The organism is Bacillus sp. FSL R7-0646 (assembly GCF_037969865.1).
Classification (GTDB): domain Bacteria; phylum Bacillota; class Bacilli; order Bacillales; family Bacillaceae; genus Bacillus; species Bacillus licheniformis.
Genome location: NZ_CP150217.1, coordinates 40,001 through 56,728, shown reverse-complemented (window position 1 = coordinate 56,728; position 16,728 = coordinate 40,001). Strand labels below are relative to the sequence as shown.

The following is a 16,728-nucleotide window of genomic DNA, read 5'->3' as shown; positions in this document are numbered from 1 at the left end:
TACACCAGAAGCCCATTTTTGTCAAATAAAATTTAAATTATATCAACGTTCATAAGCCTCTGTCAATAAAATATTTGTGACAAATTATACGCCGACTTTCCCTTATTTTCCTCATTTTTCGTTTCATTATGTATGTTTTTAAAAAAAAGGTAAAAACATTTCGTGTGCATAGCAAAAACCCGCCATCCGGCGGGCTCGTTTAATCGTTTGCTTTTGTTTTATATGGCATTCCAATACGCAATACGCCCCGCGTCTCAATACCTCCGAGCCCCTTTTCTCTCGTCAAGGTATTTCTGAGCACTTCCCAGACGTTAATGCGGTCCATAAACGGAGTGAAGCTGATTTTTGCGACTATATAGACCGGATCAAGCGCATGGATGTTGACTCTGGACGGAGAGCTTGCGAAATTTGCACCGGCTCTGATCAGTGATTCAAAATGGGACTGGCATGCGCCGGCAAAAATGACGAGCTGATCAAGATGGGGAATTTTTCTTCTCGCTTTTTGAACGGTTTCGATAAAATCTTTTGAATGCCTGTAGGCATCCAGATTGTTAATATCGCCCTTCTGCTTAGAATAGGCATCGTGTCCGGTAATGACGAGAAGATCCGGGCGGTATTCATCGATCAGTTCCTCGATGACTGATGACATTTTCTTTTCATAGCAATGAATGCCGTATACAGGAACCCCGATCTTTTCGTAGAGCGCCAGACACTTTTTCAAATAAGCCGAATCCCCGTCTAAATGAAGGACTCTTCCGGGCATATGAAAGTACTGCTGTTGATTGTTATATTGGTTTGTGGCGCGGTACTCATGTTTATCGTGAAGGAGTTTGTAATCCTGGCGGAGAAGATCGAGGGATTCCTTCATTCTCGTTTCTTCTTCCCGCTTTCTCATCTGCCGCTCAGCCTCGCGGACAATCTCAAGATCCCCCAAATGCGCGTCAGCGATTAATCTGACCTCATCTCCGTGCAAAACGGCTACAGGTTCTCCATTTGCCGATTGATCAATTCTTATAATTCGAAATAAAATATCTCTTCGATAAGATTTTCTGACGACCATATCGCCTATTTTAAATTGCATGCTTTTCACTCCACACATAGACTAAGCCCCATCCTGATGAACATCAAGCAACGAAAAAGTAAAGGTGCTTCTTTAGCCTATGTGCCTGCCCTTCAAGTGGTGAACGGATGACAAGCCTGATCAGGCTTAAAGCCCGGCATCAATAAAAAAAGCCCTCCATTAAAGAAGGACTTCTCTCAAGCGGTCAGATAAGACGGCGAACTCTTCAATGCTAAGCGACTCTCCGCGTCGTTTTCCGTCGATATGTGAATCCTGAAGCGCTCTTTCAATTTTTGATTTATTCTCTTTGCCATTCGGCAGATTGTTGACGAGGTTGTTGAAAAGCGTTTTTCGACGCTGTGCAAAGCTTGCTTTTACGACTTGAAAGAAAAAGGCAGCATCTTGAACGGCCACAGCCGGCTCTTTCCTCAGCGTCAGCCTGATGACCGCGGAATCTACGTTAGGCTGAGGGACAAATACGGTCTTTGGTACATTCATGACCGTTTTGGCCTCCGTATAAAACTGCACCGCGATGGAAAGGGACCCGTATTCCTTTGAAGAAGGTTTTGCAGCCATTCGGTCCGCCACCTCTTTTTGAAGCATGACGACGATTCCTTTCAGCGGCAGATTTTCTTCTAAAAGCTTCATGATGATCGGAGTCGTGACGTAATACGGGAGGTTGGCGACAACCATCACCTCATCGCAGTCTTGAAACTGTTCGTCCATTACCGCTCGGACATCGGCCTTCAGGACATCCTGGTGAATGACAGTCACATTATCATACGGAGAAAGCGTATCTTCTAAAATCGGCAGAAGCCGTTGGTCGATCTCAAAGGCCGTTACTTTCTTCGCACGCTTTGCCAGCTGCTCGGTCAATGCCCCGATCCCCGGACCGATTTCAATCACGCCTGTACGCTCCGTCACACCGGCATGGTCGACAATTCTGTCCAATATGTTCGTGTCAATCAAGAAGTTCTGCCCCAGGCTTTTTTTGAATGAAAATCCGTATTTATTGAGAATTTCCTTAGTCCTAATTGGGGTGGCGATATCTTTATTCATGTTCTTCCTCCCGCAGCACAGCATCCAGTGCGCTTAAATAATCACTCTTTTTGATCTGAAACATTTGCAGCCGCTTTTGAAGCTGTTTCCCATTTGTATAGCCGATATTCAATATTTCGCCGAGCCGCTCCCGCCTTTGTTTTGCCAGCGGGCCTCCGATCAGGCCGGCTTCGATTAAATCCCGGGCCTCAATCTCAGGTTCCGTCGCTTCCATTTCCTCCTGAACGGTCATTAAGCATTCGCGGATCGCTTCAAGCGAAGCGTGTTCGACACCGATTCCGCGTTTATTTTTAGGCTTTGCCAAATGCTTGGGCAAAAATGCATGCTTGCAGCCGGGGACCTTTTCTGCAATCGTTTTTCTGATTTTTTCCCCCGGGAAATCGGGATCGGTTAAAATAATAACCCCGCGCGTTTCCTGGGCGAGCCGAATCCGTTTGATGACGTCTTCCCCTATGGCAGATCCGTTCGTTTCGATCGTATCTGCATCAACAGCCGATTTGATTTTAGCGGTGTCATCACGGCCTTCGACAACGATGATTTCTTTAATCTTCATTTCTTCCTCCGTATGTTGAAAAACCTTTTATTACATTTTTAAAATGATTGAAACCTTTTTGTAATAAAACCGTCTAATTTATTAGAAAACAAGATGGATCTATTATAACCAAAAAAACAGAGGGCGCAAAATCCCTCTGCTTATATAAAAAGCATAATAAATGATATTTAGTTCAACACCTTGATTTTAACTCTTTTGTTTCCCCAGCGGTAAGCTGTAGACTTATTCGGAAAGAATACATCGATTTTTCGGCCTTTGATGGCTGAGCCTGTATCGGCCGCAACCGCATAGCCATATCCTTCTACATGTACTTTGGAACCCAGCGGAATAACGCTCGGATCGACAGCGATCACTTTAGCGCCGGGATTATTTTTCAAATTAACGCCGGTCGCAGTGTGGCCTGAGCATCCGTTGCAGCTTGCTGTATAAGCTGTAGAGGATACATAAAATTCCTTTCCTGAGGATTGATTTCCGCGCGATACATTCGCGCTGACTTTAGCCACTGCGGCTTGCTTTGTACCGACAGCGATGATTTTGGCTTTGCTTTCGGCTGCCGTTTCCTCTTTAATCAGTTCTCTGGAAACTTCCTTGCCGTTTTTCATAACAACGGCATAGTGCTTTTTAAGCTTGCCATGTTTACCGTCCTGTACAACTTTTTCTTTCCCCTTTTCAAGTGAATCGTCCTCTTTTTTCCGGACTTCAAAAGGGATGTTCTCTTCCACTACATCGGTGACTTTTTTGATACGAGTAATGTGAATCGCCTGATCTTTCGTCAGCTTTTTATCAAGCGCAGGCTTAACTTCATCATCGCCTTTTATGCTGATCTTATGATGTTTTAAAAAGTCAGCGACCGTAGTCGAAGTCGTCCATAGGTCTTTATCTTTACCGGCATCCTTTACGGTTACTTTAAAAGCCCTTTGCAAAGTCAGCTTCATATCTTTCGTTATTTCTTTATCAACTGAGGGGTCAATTTGATCGTGTTCCGCCAACTCTAAATTTAAGTCTTTCAGAAGTTTGCCGACTGTACCCGCTGTTGTCCAGATTTCCTTTTCCTGTCCGTCGACCGTGAAATGAACAGGTTTTGCGGCAACATATTCAACATTCATGTTCGCCGTTAATTTTGTATCTTCAGCGGGAGAGATGTGATCTTCTTTCCTCGTCTCGATGTCTAAGCTTTTCAGCAGTTCACCTACGGTTTTAGCATTCGTGCGAACATCCTGCTTTTTCCCGTTTATCGAAATGGTGACTTGCTGTTTAGCGAGCTCATGTGCTCCGTAAGCAGTTCCGCTCCCTGCGACAAGCAGTCCAGCAGCAATCAGAATCCATCTGCTTTTGCTAAGCTTTACGGAAAACAGCTTTTTCATTTTTTGTATGATGAAAAACGCCTCCTTCTCCTCGGGGAGATTATATAGAGTATCTACAAGCCTGTCAACCCTCCTCTCTATTTTCTCCGCAAGCCCGCCATCTCTTTTATTATGGGAAAACCACCTCATAAAAGAAAGAAAGACTTGTCGACAAAGATATCCTATGAGCGTAAACAGACATGTAGAACTTTTTAGAACCATCCCCCGAAGAGACAAGCTTGAACAAGGCTCGATATCAAATCGTGTCAGCTGATGCCGAAAAGTTTTTTTGCATTTTCTGTGGTGACGGCCGCTATTTCTTCATAAGTCATTCCTTTTAATTCGGCAATCTGTTCGGCGACAAGTTTGACATAGCTAGGTTCATTCCGCTTTCCTCTGTATGGATGCGGCGTTAAATACGGGCAGTCCGTCTCAATTAAAAGCCGGTCATTTGGTATTTGTTTGACCACTTCCTTCGGTTTTTTGGCGTTTTTAAATGTGACGGGTCCGCCGAAAGATAGGTAGAAATTCATATCGATGCACTCTTGTGCAATTTCAGCGCTTCCTGTATAACAGTGCATGATCCCGCCGACTTCCTCGGCCCCTTCTTCCCGCAAAATAGAAACGACATCCTCCGTTGCATCACGGTTGTGAATCACGATTGGCAAGCCGACTTCTTTTGCCAAAGCGATCTGTTTTCTGAACACCTCTTTTTGAACGTCCTTCGGCGACTTATCCCAATGATAATCAAGTCCCATTTCTCCGATCGCCACAACTTTCTCATGGGCGGACAGGTCTTTGATCCAAGCCAAATCTTCATCGGTCATATCAATTGCGTCAACCGGATGCCACCCGATGGCTGCATAAATAAAATCGTATTCTTCAATCAATTCCATCGCACGCTTGATCGTCGGACGATCGAATCCTACCACGACAATGTGCTCCACTTTTTCTTCCTTTGCCCGAGCAATGACTTCTTCCAAATCCTCGTTAAATTGCTCAGCGTTTAAATGAGCATGTGTATCAAATAACATGAAAATGCCACCTTTTTAAGAAATTGTCGAAAAAACAAAAGGTGTTCGACGAAATGTTACACGTGGAACACCCTTTGCCTGCATTTATTTGATTCGCGTTCCGTTTGCTAATGAACTGTCTACCGCCGCAAGCGAGAGAACGCCGTTGTCCTCTCCAGCCAATATCATGCCTTGAGAAAGTTCTCCTCTTAGTTTGACCGGTTTTAAATTTGTTACACAAATGACTTTCCGGCCGACAAGCTCTTCAGGTTTGTAGTGCTTGGCAATTCCTGAAACGACTTGGCGTTTTTCAAAGCCTAAATCAAGCTGGAGTTTTAACAGACGATCCGCTTTTTTGACGGGTTCAGCATGAATGACTTCAGCCACTCTGAGCTCTGTGCTCATAAAATCGTCTATCGTGATTTCCGGAAGCCGTTCATGTGCTTTTTCCTCTTGCTTTGGTTCTTCTTTTGGAGCCGTTCCCTGCATTTTTGATTTGATATAAGCGACTTCGTCTTCCGCCTCAAGACGCGGGAACAATGGTTCTCCTTTTTGAACTGTCACAGATTTCAGCTGGCCGAAGCTTTGAATGCTGTCCCAGGTTTTCAGTGACGCATCCGTAACGCCAAGCTGTGCGAAAATCTTTTCAGGCGTCTGCGTTAAGAACGGCTGCAGCAATACAGCAGTGATGCGCAATGACTCCGCCAAATGGTACATGACCGATTGAAGCTCTTTTTCTTTATCCTTATCTTTTGCCAGTACCCAAGGGGCTGTCTCGTCGATGTATTTATTCGTTCTGCTGACAAACTGCCACAATGATGAAAGCGCAACGGAAAACTCCATATTTTCGATCGCCTGCTCGTACGCTTCAATTGTCTTTTGCGAGAATGATGACAACGGTTCGTCAAAAGCGGTAACCGGGCCTTCATACGACTGAATCCGGCCGTCAAAGTATTTGTTGACCATGGCGACCGTTCTGTTCAGCAGGTTGCCTAAATCATTCGCTAAATCATAGTTAATCCGCTCGACAAATCCTTCCGGTGTAAATACGCCGTCAGAACCGAACGGCACTTCGCGGAGAAGATAATAACGCAATGCATCTAGTCCGTATCTGTCGATTAATGTGACCGGGTCAACCACATTGCCTTTTGATTTAGACATTTTTCCATCTTTCATCAGCAGCCACCCGTGGGCAAAAACCTTTTTCGGCAGCGGAAGGTCCAATGCCATCAGCATAATCGGCCAGTAAATGGTATGGAAGCGGACGATCTCCTTACCGACAAGATGAACGTCTGCCGGCCAATATTTTTGATAATTTTCATCGTTTTCCGTATTAAAGCCAAGTGCCGTAATGTAATTAAACAGCGCATCTATCCAAACATAGATGACATGCTTCGGATTGCCGGGCACTTTTATCCCCCAGTCGAACGTCGTCCGGGAAACAGCCAAATCTTCAAGACCCGGTTTGATAAAGTTGTTGATCATTTCATTTTTCCGGGATTCAGGCTGGATGAATTCAGGATTTTCTTCATAGAAAGCGAGAAGCCGATCCGCGTATTTTCCCATGCGGAAGAAGTAAGATTCCTCTTTGATTAGCTCAACGGGGTGGCCGCTGTCAGGACTTTTCCCTCCGATAACTTCGCCTTTCTCGTTTCGCTCGACATCAACGAGCTGGGTTTCGGTGTAAAACGTTTCGTCAGGGATGCTGTACCAGCCCTCATATTCATCAAGATATATGTCACCATTGTCAAGCAGCTTCTGAAATACCTTTTCGATCACTTTTTTATGACGTTCCTCTGTCGTCCGAATGAAGTCGTCATTGGATATGTCGAGCTTTTTCCAAAGCTGCTGAATGTCTTCTGCCGCACGATCGACCAATTCCTGCGGAGTGATGTTTTCCTTCTCCGCCGTTTGCTGAATTTTTTGTCCGTGCTCATCTGTACCAGTTAAGTATCTGACATCAAAGCCTCTCAGTCTTTTATAACGAGCCATCGCATCACCTGCAACGGTCGTGTAGGCATGTCCAATATGTAGCTTCCCACTTGGGTAATAAATGGGTGTAGTGATGTAAAACGTATTTTTTTCTTGCGGCATGATGGAACCTCCCAATTAAAATGTCAAAAAACTCCCGCCCAAAGGACGAGAGCGGCATGTGTATTCATTCAGTATATACTCAATATATAATCCCTCTTTATATGATACCATCTTAGCCTTCAAGTTCAAGAAAATATACATTGTCGATCCATCATGAATACGGTCGATTACAAATTTCTTAACAGAAAGAAATATTATACTTCGACAAAAAAATGCTTTCATTGTCGAATAATGTCGTATATAATCGATATGAGGAAAAACCTTAGTTCGAAAGTCTTGATTTAAGGGCTTTTTTTTGATTGATCATACTGTTTTATCATCTTCAATTCCCTTGTTACATCAGTTCTTCCAAGGTCTTTTGACTATATGATCTAATTTTTACAAACAATAGAAAAGAAAATGATTGACGTTTATTGGAAACCTTGTTATGCTAGGACTGTAAGGATTTTGTCGAATAATGACGAAGATAATAAACACCTATAAAAATAACAATCTTTCGGGAGGAGAATGAATATGAAATCTACAGGTATTGTACGTAAAGTTGATGAACTAGGACGCGTGGTGATTCCAATCGAACTTCGCCGTACGCTTGGAATCGCAGAAAAAGACGCTCTTGAAATCTATGTAGATGACGAAAAAATCATCTTGAAAAAATATAAACCAAACATGACTTGCCAAGTTACAGGTGAGGTTTCTGATGACAACCTTAAACTTGCAGGCGGTAAATTGGTTCTTAGCCCTGAAGGCGCTGAGCAAATCATTAACGAAATTCAAGCACAACTTCAATCTCAAAAATAATTATTTTGATTATACAAAAACCGCTCTTGCCGAAGCAAGGGCGGTTTTTTAGTTTTGAATATGGTAAGCGTCATAAATTTTCCGTTTCGGAACGCCGCGGTCAACCGCGGTTTTTTTAATGGCTTCTTTTGAAGGATATCCTTCGCTGATATAATGCTCGACATGTTCTTTTTCTGAAAGATGCTCCCACCAGACCGCCTCTTCAATCGTTTCTTCACGGCTTCCTTCGATCACAAGGCAAAACTCTCCGCGCACCTGTTCCTGTTCAGACCATGTGAGTGCTTCTTCGATCGAACCTCTGATAAATTCTTCGAATTTTTTCGTGAGTTCCCTTGTCAATGCGATTTGCCGATTGCCGAATACCTCTCTGATGGCCGCCAAGGTTTCTTTCAGCCGATGCGGCGACTCGTAAAAAATCATCGTTTCCTGTCTGTTCTTCAAAGCCTCGAGCTGTTTTTTCCTTTCCCGTTTGCTGCGGTCCAAAAAGCCGAAAAAGAAAAACGGCTGCGGCGCAATGCCTGAGGCAATCAGTGCGGTCAAAGCCGCATTTGCACCGGGCAGGGGTACGACATAGCCGCCCATTTCGATAAAATCGCGGACGATTTCAGCCCCGGGGTCAGATATTGTCGGCATTCCGGCGTCACTGACCAATGCGACGTTTTTTCCTTCTTTCAGCCATTCCAAAATTTTATGTCCGCTGCTTTCTTTATTGTGTTCATGGTAGCTGACAAGCTGTGTCTCAATTTCATACACATGGCACAATTTCTTCGTCTGCCTCGTATCCTCCGCCGCGATAATGTCCGCCTCTTTTAACACAGAAACCGCCCGAAATGTCATATCCTCTAAATTGCCGATGGGAGTCGGTACGAGATATAACATACCCATGTCTGATTTTTGGTCAAAACTCTTTTGCCGGTTGATAATCAACACCCTCCCGTCTTTTTTCTTCTATATAACGTTCTTTGTTTTTTCTCGATAATTTTTTGAAATAGTACTCGGCCTGCATCGCTTCTCGTTTCGTTGAAAAGCACTCTGCATAATGGAGTTTAACCGGCAGCCTTGCCCTCGTATACTTGGCGCCCTTCCCGTCATTATGCGTTTTCAGGCGCTTTTCGATATTGTTTGTATAGCCTGCGTACAAGCTGCCGTCCCGGCACGAAAGCACGTAAAAGTAATGGCTATTCGTCTCCATATAAAATCTTCCTTATTTCATGTGTATATTGATCTTGTTCATCATACACAAACAAAGGAGGCAAAATTTTCAGGTCAGGTCGGCCGTCTTTTATTCCTTCTACTAAAATGGTGTTGGCTTCTTTGCTTTTTTTCGGGTAAACAAATTGGACCCGCTTCGGCTCGATTTGAAAGGCCTTCATCAATTCAAAGATTTCGAGCAGCCTCCCCGGCCGGTGAACGAGAGCGAGTTTGCCGCCCTGCTTTAATAGCTTGCTGCTGACGCGAATAACATCTTCAAGCGTGCAGTAGATTTCATGTCTGGCAATGGCCAAATGTTCATTTAGGTTTTGCTCCGTTTTTTGCGGCGTCTTGAAATAAGGAGGATTGCATGTGACGACATCGGCCTTATTGTATCCGAGCACCTGCGGCATATTTTTCAGGTCGTCCCTGATGAGATGAATCTGTTTTTGCAGGTTGTTGTATTCCACGCTGCGGAGGGCCATGTCATACAGCCTTTCCTGAATTTCCACCCCGGTGATGGCGGCTTTTGTGCGGGTGCTGAGAAGCAGCGGAACAATCCCGTTCCCTGTGCACAAATCAATGATGTTTCCTTTTTGTATCGGAACGTAAGCAAATTTCGACAGCAGAACAGCATCTAAGGAAAATGCAAAAACTGTCGGGCTTTGCACGATTTTCATATCTTCCGCCAGTAAATAATCCAGTCGTTCATCATCTTTTAATTGAATCATGTCTTTTCCCTTTCCTAAACACATTGTACCGTTAAAAAGGCTTCCGTTCCGCCGGAAGCCTTTCTTATTTTTTATTTAAAAACGAGAGGCAGAACAGACAGTCTCCTTCTTTGCGAACACTTCCGTAATGGATGTTGCAAATATGGAAGCCCTCCTGATACAGGCGAGCCAAATTATCATGGCCCTCTCCAATATCAGCATGCCCTGTCTTTTCTGCTTTTATCTCTTTTTCATCGGATTTTACGCTTTTTAGCCTTTGATCCGTCTCTTCCAGCCTCTTGCGCAAATGCTCGTTTTCAAGCTGTAAATGATTGTTTTCTTCAATCATTTCCCCGATATGCTGCTTGAGATCTCCAAGCTGGCGGTAAAGGGACCCGATTTGTTCTTCTAAACTTATCACTGTATCAAACAATTCTTTTTTATCCAAGGTTTCACACCTCGTTAATCTGTGGTTTGTGCAGATACGACACCTTCTTGCAACAGCTCATCCCACGTATATTCAACAACTTTGTCGCAGTCTGTCAGTTCAACCTGGAGAATGCGTTCGAGAATATTCAACCCGACGACTTTTGCCGGGCCGCTGGACGTGGCGATCACTTCCCCGATATCCGGAAGCTGTTCTTTGGCTGTTTCGTATTCATCGTTTTCATACTTTAGACAGCACATCAGCCGTCCGCATAGTCCGGAAATCTTCGTCGGATTCAGCGACAGATTTTGATCCTTTGCCATTTTAATAGAAACGGGCTCAAAATCACCTAAAAACGTGGAACAGCAAAGCATTCTTCCACACGGTCCGATACCGCCGAGCATCTTCGCTTCATCTCTGACGCCGATTTGTCTCAGCTCGATTCTCGTTTTAAAGATCGATGCCAAATCTTTGACGAGTTCTCTAAAATCGACTCTTCCATCAGCCGTAAAATAAAAAATGACTTTGTTGCGGTCAAAAGTGAATTCCACATCGACCAGTTTCATCTCAAGGCCGTGCTCGTTAACCTTTTTCTGGCAGACATCAAAGGCGGACAGCGCAGCTTCTTGATTCTCCTCAACGATCAGGCGGTCGCGTTCATCCGCAACTCTGATCACTTTTCTTAAAGGCAGCACGACATCGTTCTCGTCTACTTTCTTGTTGGCAATGACAACCTGCCCGTATTCAACACCGCGAACCGTTTCGACGATCACACAGCTGTCTTTATCTATCTGAAATCCGTTCGGATCGAAATAATATATTTTGCCCGCTTTTTTAAAGCGGACACCAATAACGTTGTACAAGCTTATCCCTCCTGCAGCATTAAAACCAAGTGCTCCATTAATCCTTGAGCATTCACATTGGAATAAAGCCGTTTTTTTGCTTCTAAAACAGCAAGTATCTGGTTTGTCACTCTTTGTTGTGTTGTTTGCAGCGCATGCTGTTTTAATGATTGGAATAAGTCCTGAAATAGTATTTTATCTTCATGTCCCAACTGAATGGACAACACGTCGCGATATATAAATAAAAGCATATCAAGACCCATTTCTTGGTGGTCTTTCTCCTTGAAAAAGGGCATCCACTGATCTTGAATATAGAAAAAAGCATGTCCTTTTCGCTGGTGTAAGACTTCATACAATTTTATCACTTTCGCTCGCGACTCTGCAAACTGATCATTTCGACTCAATTCGAGCGCTTCCGATAAATTGTTGGTCATATTCGACAAAAGGGCTGCAATATTCGGTGAGACCTCTTGTTTGACCAGTTCCTTTTCAATCGATTCGGGCTGCAGCGACTGAAAGGATAAAACCTGGCATCTCGATATGATCGTATCGAGCAATTTTTGCGGCTGTTCCGTTAAAAGAACAGCGATTGTATCGCTGCTCGGTTCCTCTAAAAACTTTAGAAGGCTGTTCGCCGCATTGACCGTCATTTGATCCGCATGGGAAATAATATACAGCTTTTTATGCGATTCCAAACCGGTCTTAGAAAACTCTTCCTGAAGCGCCTGGATTTGTCCCTTTTTAATGGAAAGGCCGTCCGGATGGACGACGTGTACGTCCGGATGGTTTCCAGATTCAATCCGCTGGCAGTTCCTGCATGACTCACATGGCTCTGCTCCATCTTCAAGGCAAAAAAAGCTTTTTGCCAGAAGGGTTGCCGCGTCTAATTTGCCCGTCCCTTTGCGCCCTTCAAATAAATAGGCGTGGGCAAGCCGATTTCTTTCTATACTATTTTGCAAAAGCTTCATAACCCGTGGCTGAAGCTTCTGCATTTCTGTCCAGGTTGTAGCCATACCATCACTCTCTATGTGTAAAGGTTTATCAGTAAACCCTTTATTTCGCCAATGCGTTCCAAAAGTTCGATAGAGGATTTTTCTTGATCCATAAGATCCTCAGTTAATTGCACAAGCTTTTCGTCCAGTTCTTTCACAATGCTTAATGTCCGGCTGTTTCCGTACAGATCGAAGCTTCTTGAATTCTCCACCGTCAGACCGTTTTCAACGGTCTCTTTTACAAATCGTTTGATCAAGCCTTTGAACCTGGCCAAATCTTTGAAGTTTCTCGATTTTGAGAGGCGTTTTCCGAACGCTTCAATATCTGTTAAAAGCATTGTCAGCTGTTCAACTCGAAGCTTGCCGCTTTGTATATTCATCTTCTCTTTAAATGAAGCAGAAACATTTTCTCCTCTTGCAGGCGGAGTCTGCTGTTTCTCTATCATTGTACGCAGTTCTTGACTTATTTTCATATCCTCAACCCTTAAAATTGATGGAATTGCTCGATCGGCAGTACAAAAACGGTTGCTCCGCCCACTTCAACCTCAACAGGATAAGGAACATATGAATCAGCATTTCCGCCCATTGGAGAAACAGGGGCAATCAGCTGATCCCGCTTGCTTCCGTTTTCTTTTATCAAGCTTAAAGCTTTGTCTACTCGAATATCATCTACACCCAACATGAAGGTTGTGTTTCCCGATTTCAGAAAGCCGCCGGTCGACGCCAGTTTGGTCACGCGAAAATTGTGATCGGTCAAAGCCTTTAAAAGCCGGTTGCTGTCTTGGTCTTGAACAACAGCGATAATTAACTTCATATGAAAAGCCCCCTTTTGGATGGAAACACTTTAAGGATACTCTTGTTACCATTATAACAATGAATGGTAAACTGGTCACAACTGATTTTCTTTTAATGCTTCCTCAATGATGTTATTTACCCTTTTTAACACAAGTTCAACACTTTGGCTGGCATCCACAATCCGAAATCGTCCGGGGAACCGGTTCATAACTTCTTCGTAGCCTTTTTGAACAAGCTGATGAAAGTGGAGTTTTTCCAAATCAAGCCGGTTTTTCTCTCTTGCATCATTTAAATCGATTCGTTTGATTCCCTCTTCCGGGTCAATGTCGAAATAAATCGTCACATTCGGCATCAGGCTGCCGATCGCGAATTGATTAACAGAAAATACTTCATCAATGCCGAGTCCCCTGGCATACCCCTGATAAGCAAGCGAGCTGTCGATGAACCGGTCGCATAAGACGATTTTCCCTTCTTCAAGCGCCGGTTTTACTTTTTCGACTAGGTGCTGCCTTCTTGCGGCCGCATACAACAAGGCCTCTGTTTTGGGATCCATTGCTGTATGGCTTGGATTTAAAATAACCTCGCGAATTCGTTCTGATATTTCAATGCCGCCCGGCTCCCTTGTCGCAAGAACAGAATGGCCGTTTTTCGTCAATTGGTCTGCCGCAGCCTGAAGGATTGTCGTTTTCCCCGCACCTTCAGGCCCTTCAAAAGTAATAAATAAACCGTTCATGATTTCTCCTCTTCTATATATACAGTTAATTGCTTTTGTTTGAGCTGATTGCTGCCCTGAATGTGTACATTCAGATCGACGAGCCGCGTCAGCCGGCTGATCGTCTCTTTTGTTATTCTCTCACCCGCCATGATCAACGGAATGCCCGGAGGATAAGGTGTGACCGATTCGGCGCTTATTCTGCCCGCTGCTTCGGTAAAAGGCACCGATTCTTTTTTGAAGGCAGACAACTTGCTTTTCCGGTAAGGCAAAGCCGTGACTTTTTCAGAAGGGATTCCGATTCCGGCAGGAAGATCATTTCGAACTGCTGTATCTTTCATGTCTTTACTGATTGTGCTGATCAGTTCCGGCGCGGGCATATTTTTTCCTTCAAGCGGCAGGATCAACAGGACTTGCCTTTCATCTGCCAATTCAGGATGGATGCCGTTTGCTTCAAATATGGATTTCAGTTCAAAACCGGAGTGGCCGTACGCTGATCTGATACACAGCTTAAGCGGATCTTGCCGGATACGGGCATCAGCCGGCTCGACAATATCAGCTCCGTTTATTTGAGAAAAGACTTCTCTCATATTGATGAGCTCTTTCTCAATATCGGCTGTTCGATTTGTTTTCAAGATATCTTCGGCGTATGCCCTAGCTATATCCAAAGATGCCATGATTGGGTAGGAAGGACTGCTGCTTTGAAGCACGGACAGATAGTATGCCAGTCTGTCCCTGTTGATCCTGCCGCTGTTAAGATGCAGATAGGACCCCATCGTCATCGCCGGGAGCGTTTTATGCGCGGACTGGACGACGGCATCAGCGCCCGCTTTCAACGACGACTGGGGAAATGGATGGCCCAGCACAAAATGGGCGCCGTGAGCCTCGTCGACTAAAACGGGAATATCGTGTTGGTGGGCCTTTTCTATGATCGGCTTCAGATCAACTGCATGGCCGTAGTAATTTGGATATGTCAACACGATCCCTTTTGCGTGCGGATATTGTGAAATTGCATCTTCAACTGTTTCGTACAGTATATGTGTGGGAACAGCCATCGCCTCATCAATTTCCGGTGTCAAAAAAACCGGATGGGCGCCTGAAAGTTCAATCGCATGAAATACAGACTTATGGCAGTTACGCTGAACGAGTATCGTATCAGCCGGCTGACAAACAGCCAGGATCATAGCCAGATTCCCAACGGTCGAACCATTGACGAGAAAAAAGCTTTCTTCCGCTCCGTAAAGCCTCGAAACTAAATCCTGTGCTTCCTTGATGACGCCAGATGGCTCATGTAAATCATCCAGTCCTGTCAGTTCAGTTAGATCCACTTTGAGAATCGTTTCAAAAAAAGTTTTTGCTTCATCAAAAAAGACATCTCCATTGTGATGTCCCGGAACGTGAAAAGAATAATGATGTCCTTCAGCATGGTTCACCAATGCTGTATATAAAGGTGTCTTCATATAAACCGATCCTTTAGTCATCTTCTCTATTTTCTTCGGCATCCAGGCGCTGCCGGATGCCGATATGACATTCTGCATTTATTATACCCTTCAAGGCGGATTACATAAAGGGCGGACCATTTGGTAAATGTTAATCTTGCTTATGATCTACGGTTTTGGTTTTCTTTCATGTCCAGCAGCTTAGCCTTGAGACCATCTTCCATTGCCCTTATTTCTTCTTCTGCCTGCAGCCGCTTTGAACGGCCTTCCTCTTGAATTTTAAGCGTCTCCTCAAGTGTACCGATCAGATTGTCCTGCACTTGTTTCAATGTTTCAATATCAATAAAGCCTCGTTCATTTTCCTTTGCCGTTTCGATCGTATTGGCCTTCAGCATCTCGGCATTTTTCAAGAGCAGTTCGTTTGTTGTGGCCGACACCTGTTTTTGAGCCTCTACTGCTCGGCGCTGCCTCAACAGGGTGAGCGCAATAGCAACCTGGTTTTTCCAAAGAGGGATTGCTGTCATAATCGAAGATTGAATCTTTTCCGCCAGCACTTGATTTGTGTGCTGGATCAAACGGATTTGCGGGGCGCTCTGCAGCGTAATTTGCCTGCTTAACGTTAGATCATAAACCCGCTTTTCCAGCCGGTCGGCAAACTGAATCATATCGTTTACTTCCTGAACGGCCATATGGTGATGTTCAGTTTTCGATTTCTCTTTTAATTCGGGAATGGTTTTATGATTTAATTCTTCCAGCTTCAGCTGACCGGCTGCAATATAGACATTCAGTGCCTCATAATATTCTTTATTTTTTTCATAAAGCCGTTCGAGCATCTTATTATCATTGATCAGTGCGCTTTTGGAATGCTCAAGTTTTACGCTGATTCTGTCTATTTGAGCGCCGGTTTTTTGATACCTTGATAACATTTCTTGAACAGAATGGGATACTCTTCCGAACAAACGGGAAAAGAAGTTCCTTTTTTCAGTTTTCAATTCATCGGGGCTGACCTGTTCAAGCTTTTTCATGAGGTCGCTTAAAACCTGCCCAATTTCACCGACATCTTTTTTTTGGACGTGCTCGAGCATCTCATGTGAGAAGTTCAAGAGTTTGGATTGAGCTTGCGTTCCATACAGAGTAATGCTGTTATGGTTTTTCGGGTCAATCTGTTCGGCCAGTTGAAATGCTTGCCGGCGTTTTTCTTCAGATAACGTATCAACCAGATTCACTTGCTGCCCGCGGAGTTTTTCCTCCACGCCGGAAACAGGCGTTTCTCCTTGTCCAAAAGGATCGGAAAGCAAATCATCAAATTCCAGCTGTGCGCCAGTTTTGTGTAACGATGGTTTATATTCGCTCATTTCAGCTTTCCTCCATCAGCTTTTTTTCATTGAATGCTTCGCGACGTCCAGTTCAAACTCCAAGTGGTCAATGTCTGTTTTCAGCAAGTCATAAAGGTCGTCTTCCAATTGCTTGGCGAGCTTATCGATCATCATACGCGTTTCGCTTAAAGAAACTTCAAGATTCGCATTGCGCTTTGGCTGTGACGCCAAAAACGCATGCTTTTCCGTCAGTTCAACAATTGAATCAAGGCTTTGATAATAAAAGCGTTCAACCTGATAAAAACGCTTTGGTTCGTTCTTTGTGATGCTGTAAATTTTTCTGACGATCCGAAGAATTTCTAGATTCTGTTTAATAGTTTGAAT

Annotated in this window: 19 protein-coding genes (1 of these 19 running past the window's edge); 1 reads left to right on the top strand and 18 read right to left on the bottom strand. The window is 44.1% G+C overall.

Features of this window, described 5'->3' with window-relative positions; translation table 11 throughout:
- Positions 1-199 precede the first annotated feature (199 nt).
- The 6 genes from yabG to metG all read right to left on the bottom strand — a co-directional run bounded on the left by yabG (position 200) and on the right by metG (position 7,122).
- Entirely contained in the window at positions 200-1,081 is an 882-nt protein-coding gene (gene yabG, locus MKY62_RS00295; protein WP_003178184.1) for a sporulation peptidase YabG, read from the bottom strand.
- A gap of 159 nt (positions 1,082-1,240) precedes the next feature.
- Positions 1,241-2,119 (bottom strand): 16S rRNA (adenine(1518)-N(6)/adenine(1519)-N(6))-dimethyltransferase RsmA, encoded by an 879-nt coding sequence (rsmA, locus tag MKY62_RS00290; protein ID WP_003178182.1) that lies wholly within the window; start codon positions 2,117-2,119, stop codon positions 1,241-1,243.
- On the bottom strand, positions 2,112-2,672 hold the full coding sequence (rnmV, locus tag MKY62_RS00285; RefSeq protein WP_003178180.1) for a ribonuclease M5: 561 nt from the start codon (positions 2,670-2,672) through the stop codon (positions 2,112-2,114). The genes rsmA and rnmV overlap by 8 nt, the downstream gene beginning before the upstream one ends.
- A 167-nt stretch (positions 2,673-2,839) precedes the next feature.
- The gene (locus MKY62_RS00280; RefSeq protein WP_003178178.1) at positions 2,840-4,165 is read right to left on the bottom strand and encodes a G5 and 3D domain-containing protein; all 1,326 of its coding nucleotides are present in this window, start codon (positions 4,163-4,165) and stop codon (positions 2,840-2,842) included.
- 116 nt (positions 4,166-4,281) lie between these two features.
- Entirely contained in the window at positions 4,282-5,049 is a 768-nt protein-coding gene (locus MKY62_RS00275; RefSeq protein WP_003178177.1) for a TatD family hydrolase, read from the bottom strand.
- 84 nt (positions 5,050-5,133) lie between these two features.
- Positions 5,134-7,122 carry a methionine--tRNA ligase gene (metG, locus tag MKY62_RS00270; RefSeq protein WP_003178175.1) on the bottom strand — a complete coding sequence of 663 codons (1,989 nt, stop codon included), beginning with the start codon at positions 7,120-7,122 and terminating at the stop codon, positions 5,134-5,136.
- Between the two features lie 507 nt (positions 7,123-7,629).
- On the opposite strand from metG, the gene MKY62_RS00265 reads away from it, so the two are divergent.
- Complete coding sequence (locus MKY62_RS00265) at positions 7,630-7,920, top strand: AbrB/MazE/SpoVT family DNA-binding domain-containing protein (protein ID WP_085959887.1); 291 nt, start codon at positions 7,630-7,632, stop codon at positions 7,918-7,920.
- 48 nt (positions 7,921-7,968) lie between these two features.
- On the opposite strand, the gene rsmI is transcribed toward MKY62_RS00265, so the two are convergent.
- The 12 genes from rsmI to MKY62_RS00205 form a co-directional block, all read right to left on the bottom strand.
- Positions 7,969-8,844, bottom strand: a complete 876-nt coding sequence (gene rsmI / locus MKY62_RS00260) for a 16S rRNA (cytidine(1402)-2'-O)-methyltransferase (RefSeq protein WP_025805862.1) — start codon at positions 8,842-8,844, stop codon at positions 7,969-7,971.
- Positions 8,819-9,112 (bottom strand): GIY-YIG nuclease family protein, encoded by a 294-nt coding sequence (locus tag MKY62_RS00255; protein WP_003178169.1) that lies wholly within the window; start codon positions 9,110-9,112, stop codon positions 8,819-8,821. The genes rsmI and MKY62_RS00255 overlap by 26 nt, the downstream gene beginning before the upstream one ends.
- Positions 9,099-9,842 (bottom strand): tRNA1(Val) (adenine(37)-N6)-methyltransferase, encoded by a 744-nt coding sequence (locus tag MKY62_RS00250; RefSeq protein ID WP_003178166.1) that lies wholly within the window; start codon positions 9,840-9,842, stop codon positions 9,099-9,101. Before MKY62_RS00250 ends, MKY62_RS00255 begins: the two co-directional genes overlap by 14 nt.
- A gap of 64 nt (positions 9,843-9,906) precedes the next feature.
- Positions 9,907-10,269 carry a DNA replication initiation control protein YabA gene (gene yabA, locus MKY62_RS00245; protein WP_003178164.1) on the bottom strand — a complete coding sequence of 121 codons (363 nt, stop codon included), beginning with the start codon at positions 10,267-10,269 and terminating at the stop codon, positions 9,907-9,909.
- 14 nt (positions 10,270-10,283) lie between these two features.
- Positions 10,284-11,111 carry a stage 0 sporulation family protein gene (locus MKY62_RS00240; RefSeq protein ID WP_003178162.1) on the bottom strand — a complete coding sequence of 276 codons (828 nt, stop codon included), beginning with the start codon at positions 11,109-11,111 and terminating at the stop codon, positions 10,284-10,286.
- A gap of 2 nt (positions 11,112-11,113) precedes the next feature.
- Positions 11,114-12,103, bottom strand: a complete 990-nt coding sequence (gene holB, locus MKY62_RS00235) for a DNA polymerase III subunit delta' (protein ID WP_003178160.1) — start codon at positions 12,101-12,103, stop codon at positions 11,114-11,116.
- Positions 12,104-12,114: 11 nt separating this feature from the next.
- Positions 12,115-12,555 (bottom strand): YaaR family protein, encoded by a 441-nt coding sequence (locus tag MKY62_RS00230; protein ID WP_003178158.1) that lies wholly within the window; start codon positions 12,553-12,555, stop codon positions 12,115-12,117.
- 11 nt (positions 12,556-12,566) lie between these two features.
- Positions 12,567-12,896, bottom strand: a complete 330-nt coding sequence (locus tag MKY62_RS00225) for a cyclic-di-AMP receptor (protein ID WP_003178156.1) — start codon at positions 12,894-12,896, stop codon at positions 12,567-12,569.
- A 75-nt stretch (positions 12,897-12,971) separates the two neighbouring features.
- A complete protein-coding gene (gene tmk, locus MKY62_RS00220; protein WP_003178154.1) occupies positions 12,972-13,610 on the bottom strand; it encodes a dTMP kinase in 639 nt (212 codons plus the stop codon).
- A complete protein-coding gene (locus MKY62_RS00215; RefSeq protein ID WP_025805857.1) occupies positions 13,607-15,049 on the bottom strand; it encodes an aminotransferase class I/II-fold pyridoxal phosphate-dependent enzyme in 1,443 nt (480 codons plus the stop codon). The genes tmk and MKY62_RS00215 overlap by 4 nt, the downstream gene beginning before the upstream one ends.
- A gap of 140 nt (positions 15,050-15,189) precedes the next feature.
- A complete protein-coding gene (locus tag MKY62_RS00210) occupies positions 15,190-16,383 on the bottom strand; it encodes a toxic anion resistance protein (protein ID WP_003178150.1) in 1,194 nt (397 codons plus the stop codon).
- A 15-nt stretch (positions 16,384-16,398) separates the two neighbouring features.
- Positions 16,399-16,728: the 3' portion of a 5-bromo-4-chloroindolyl phosphate hydrolysis family protein gene (locus MKY62_RS00205; RefSeq protein ID WP_003178149.1), read on the bottom strand. Its footprint extends 288 nt past the window's final position; the window shows 330 of its 618 coding nt (coding positions 289-618); the start codon falls outside the window, past its right edge; it ends in the stop codon at positions 16,399-16,401.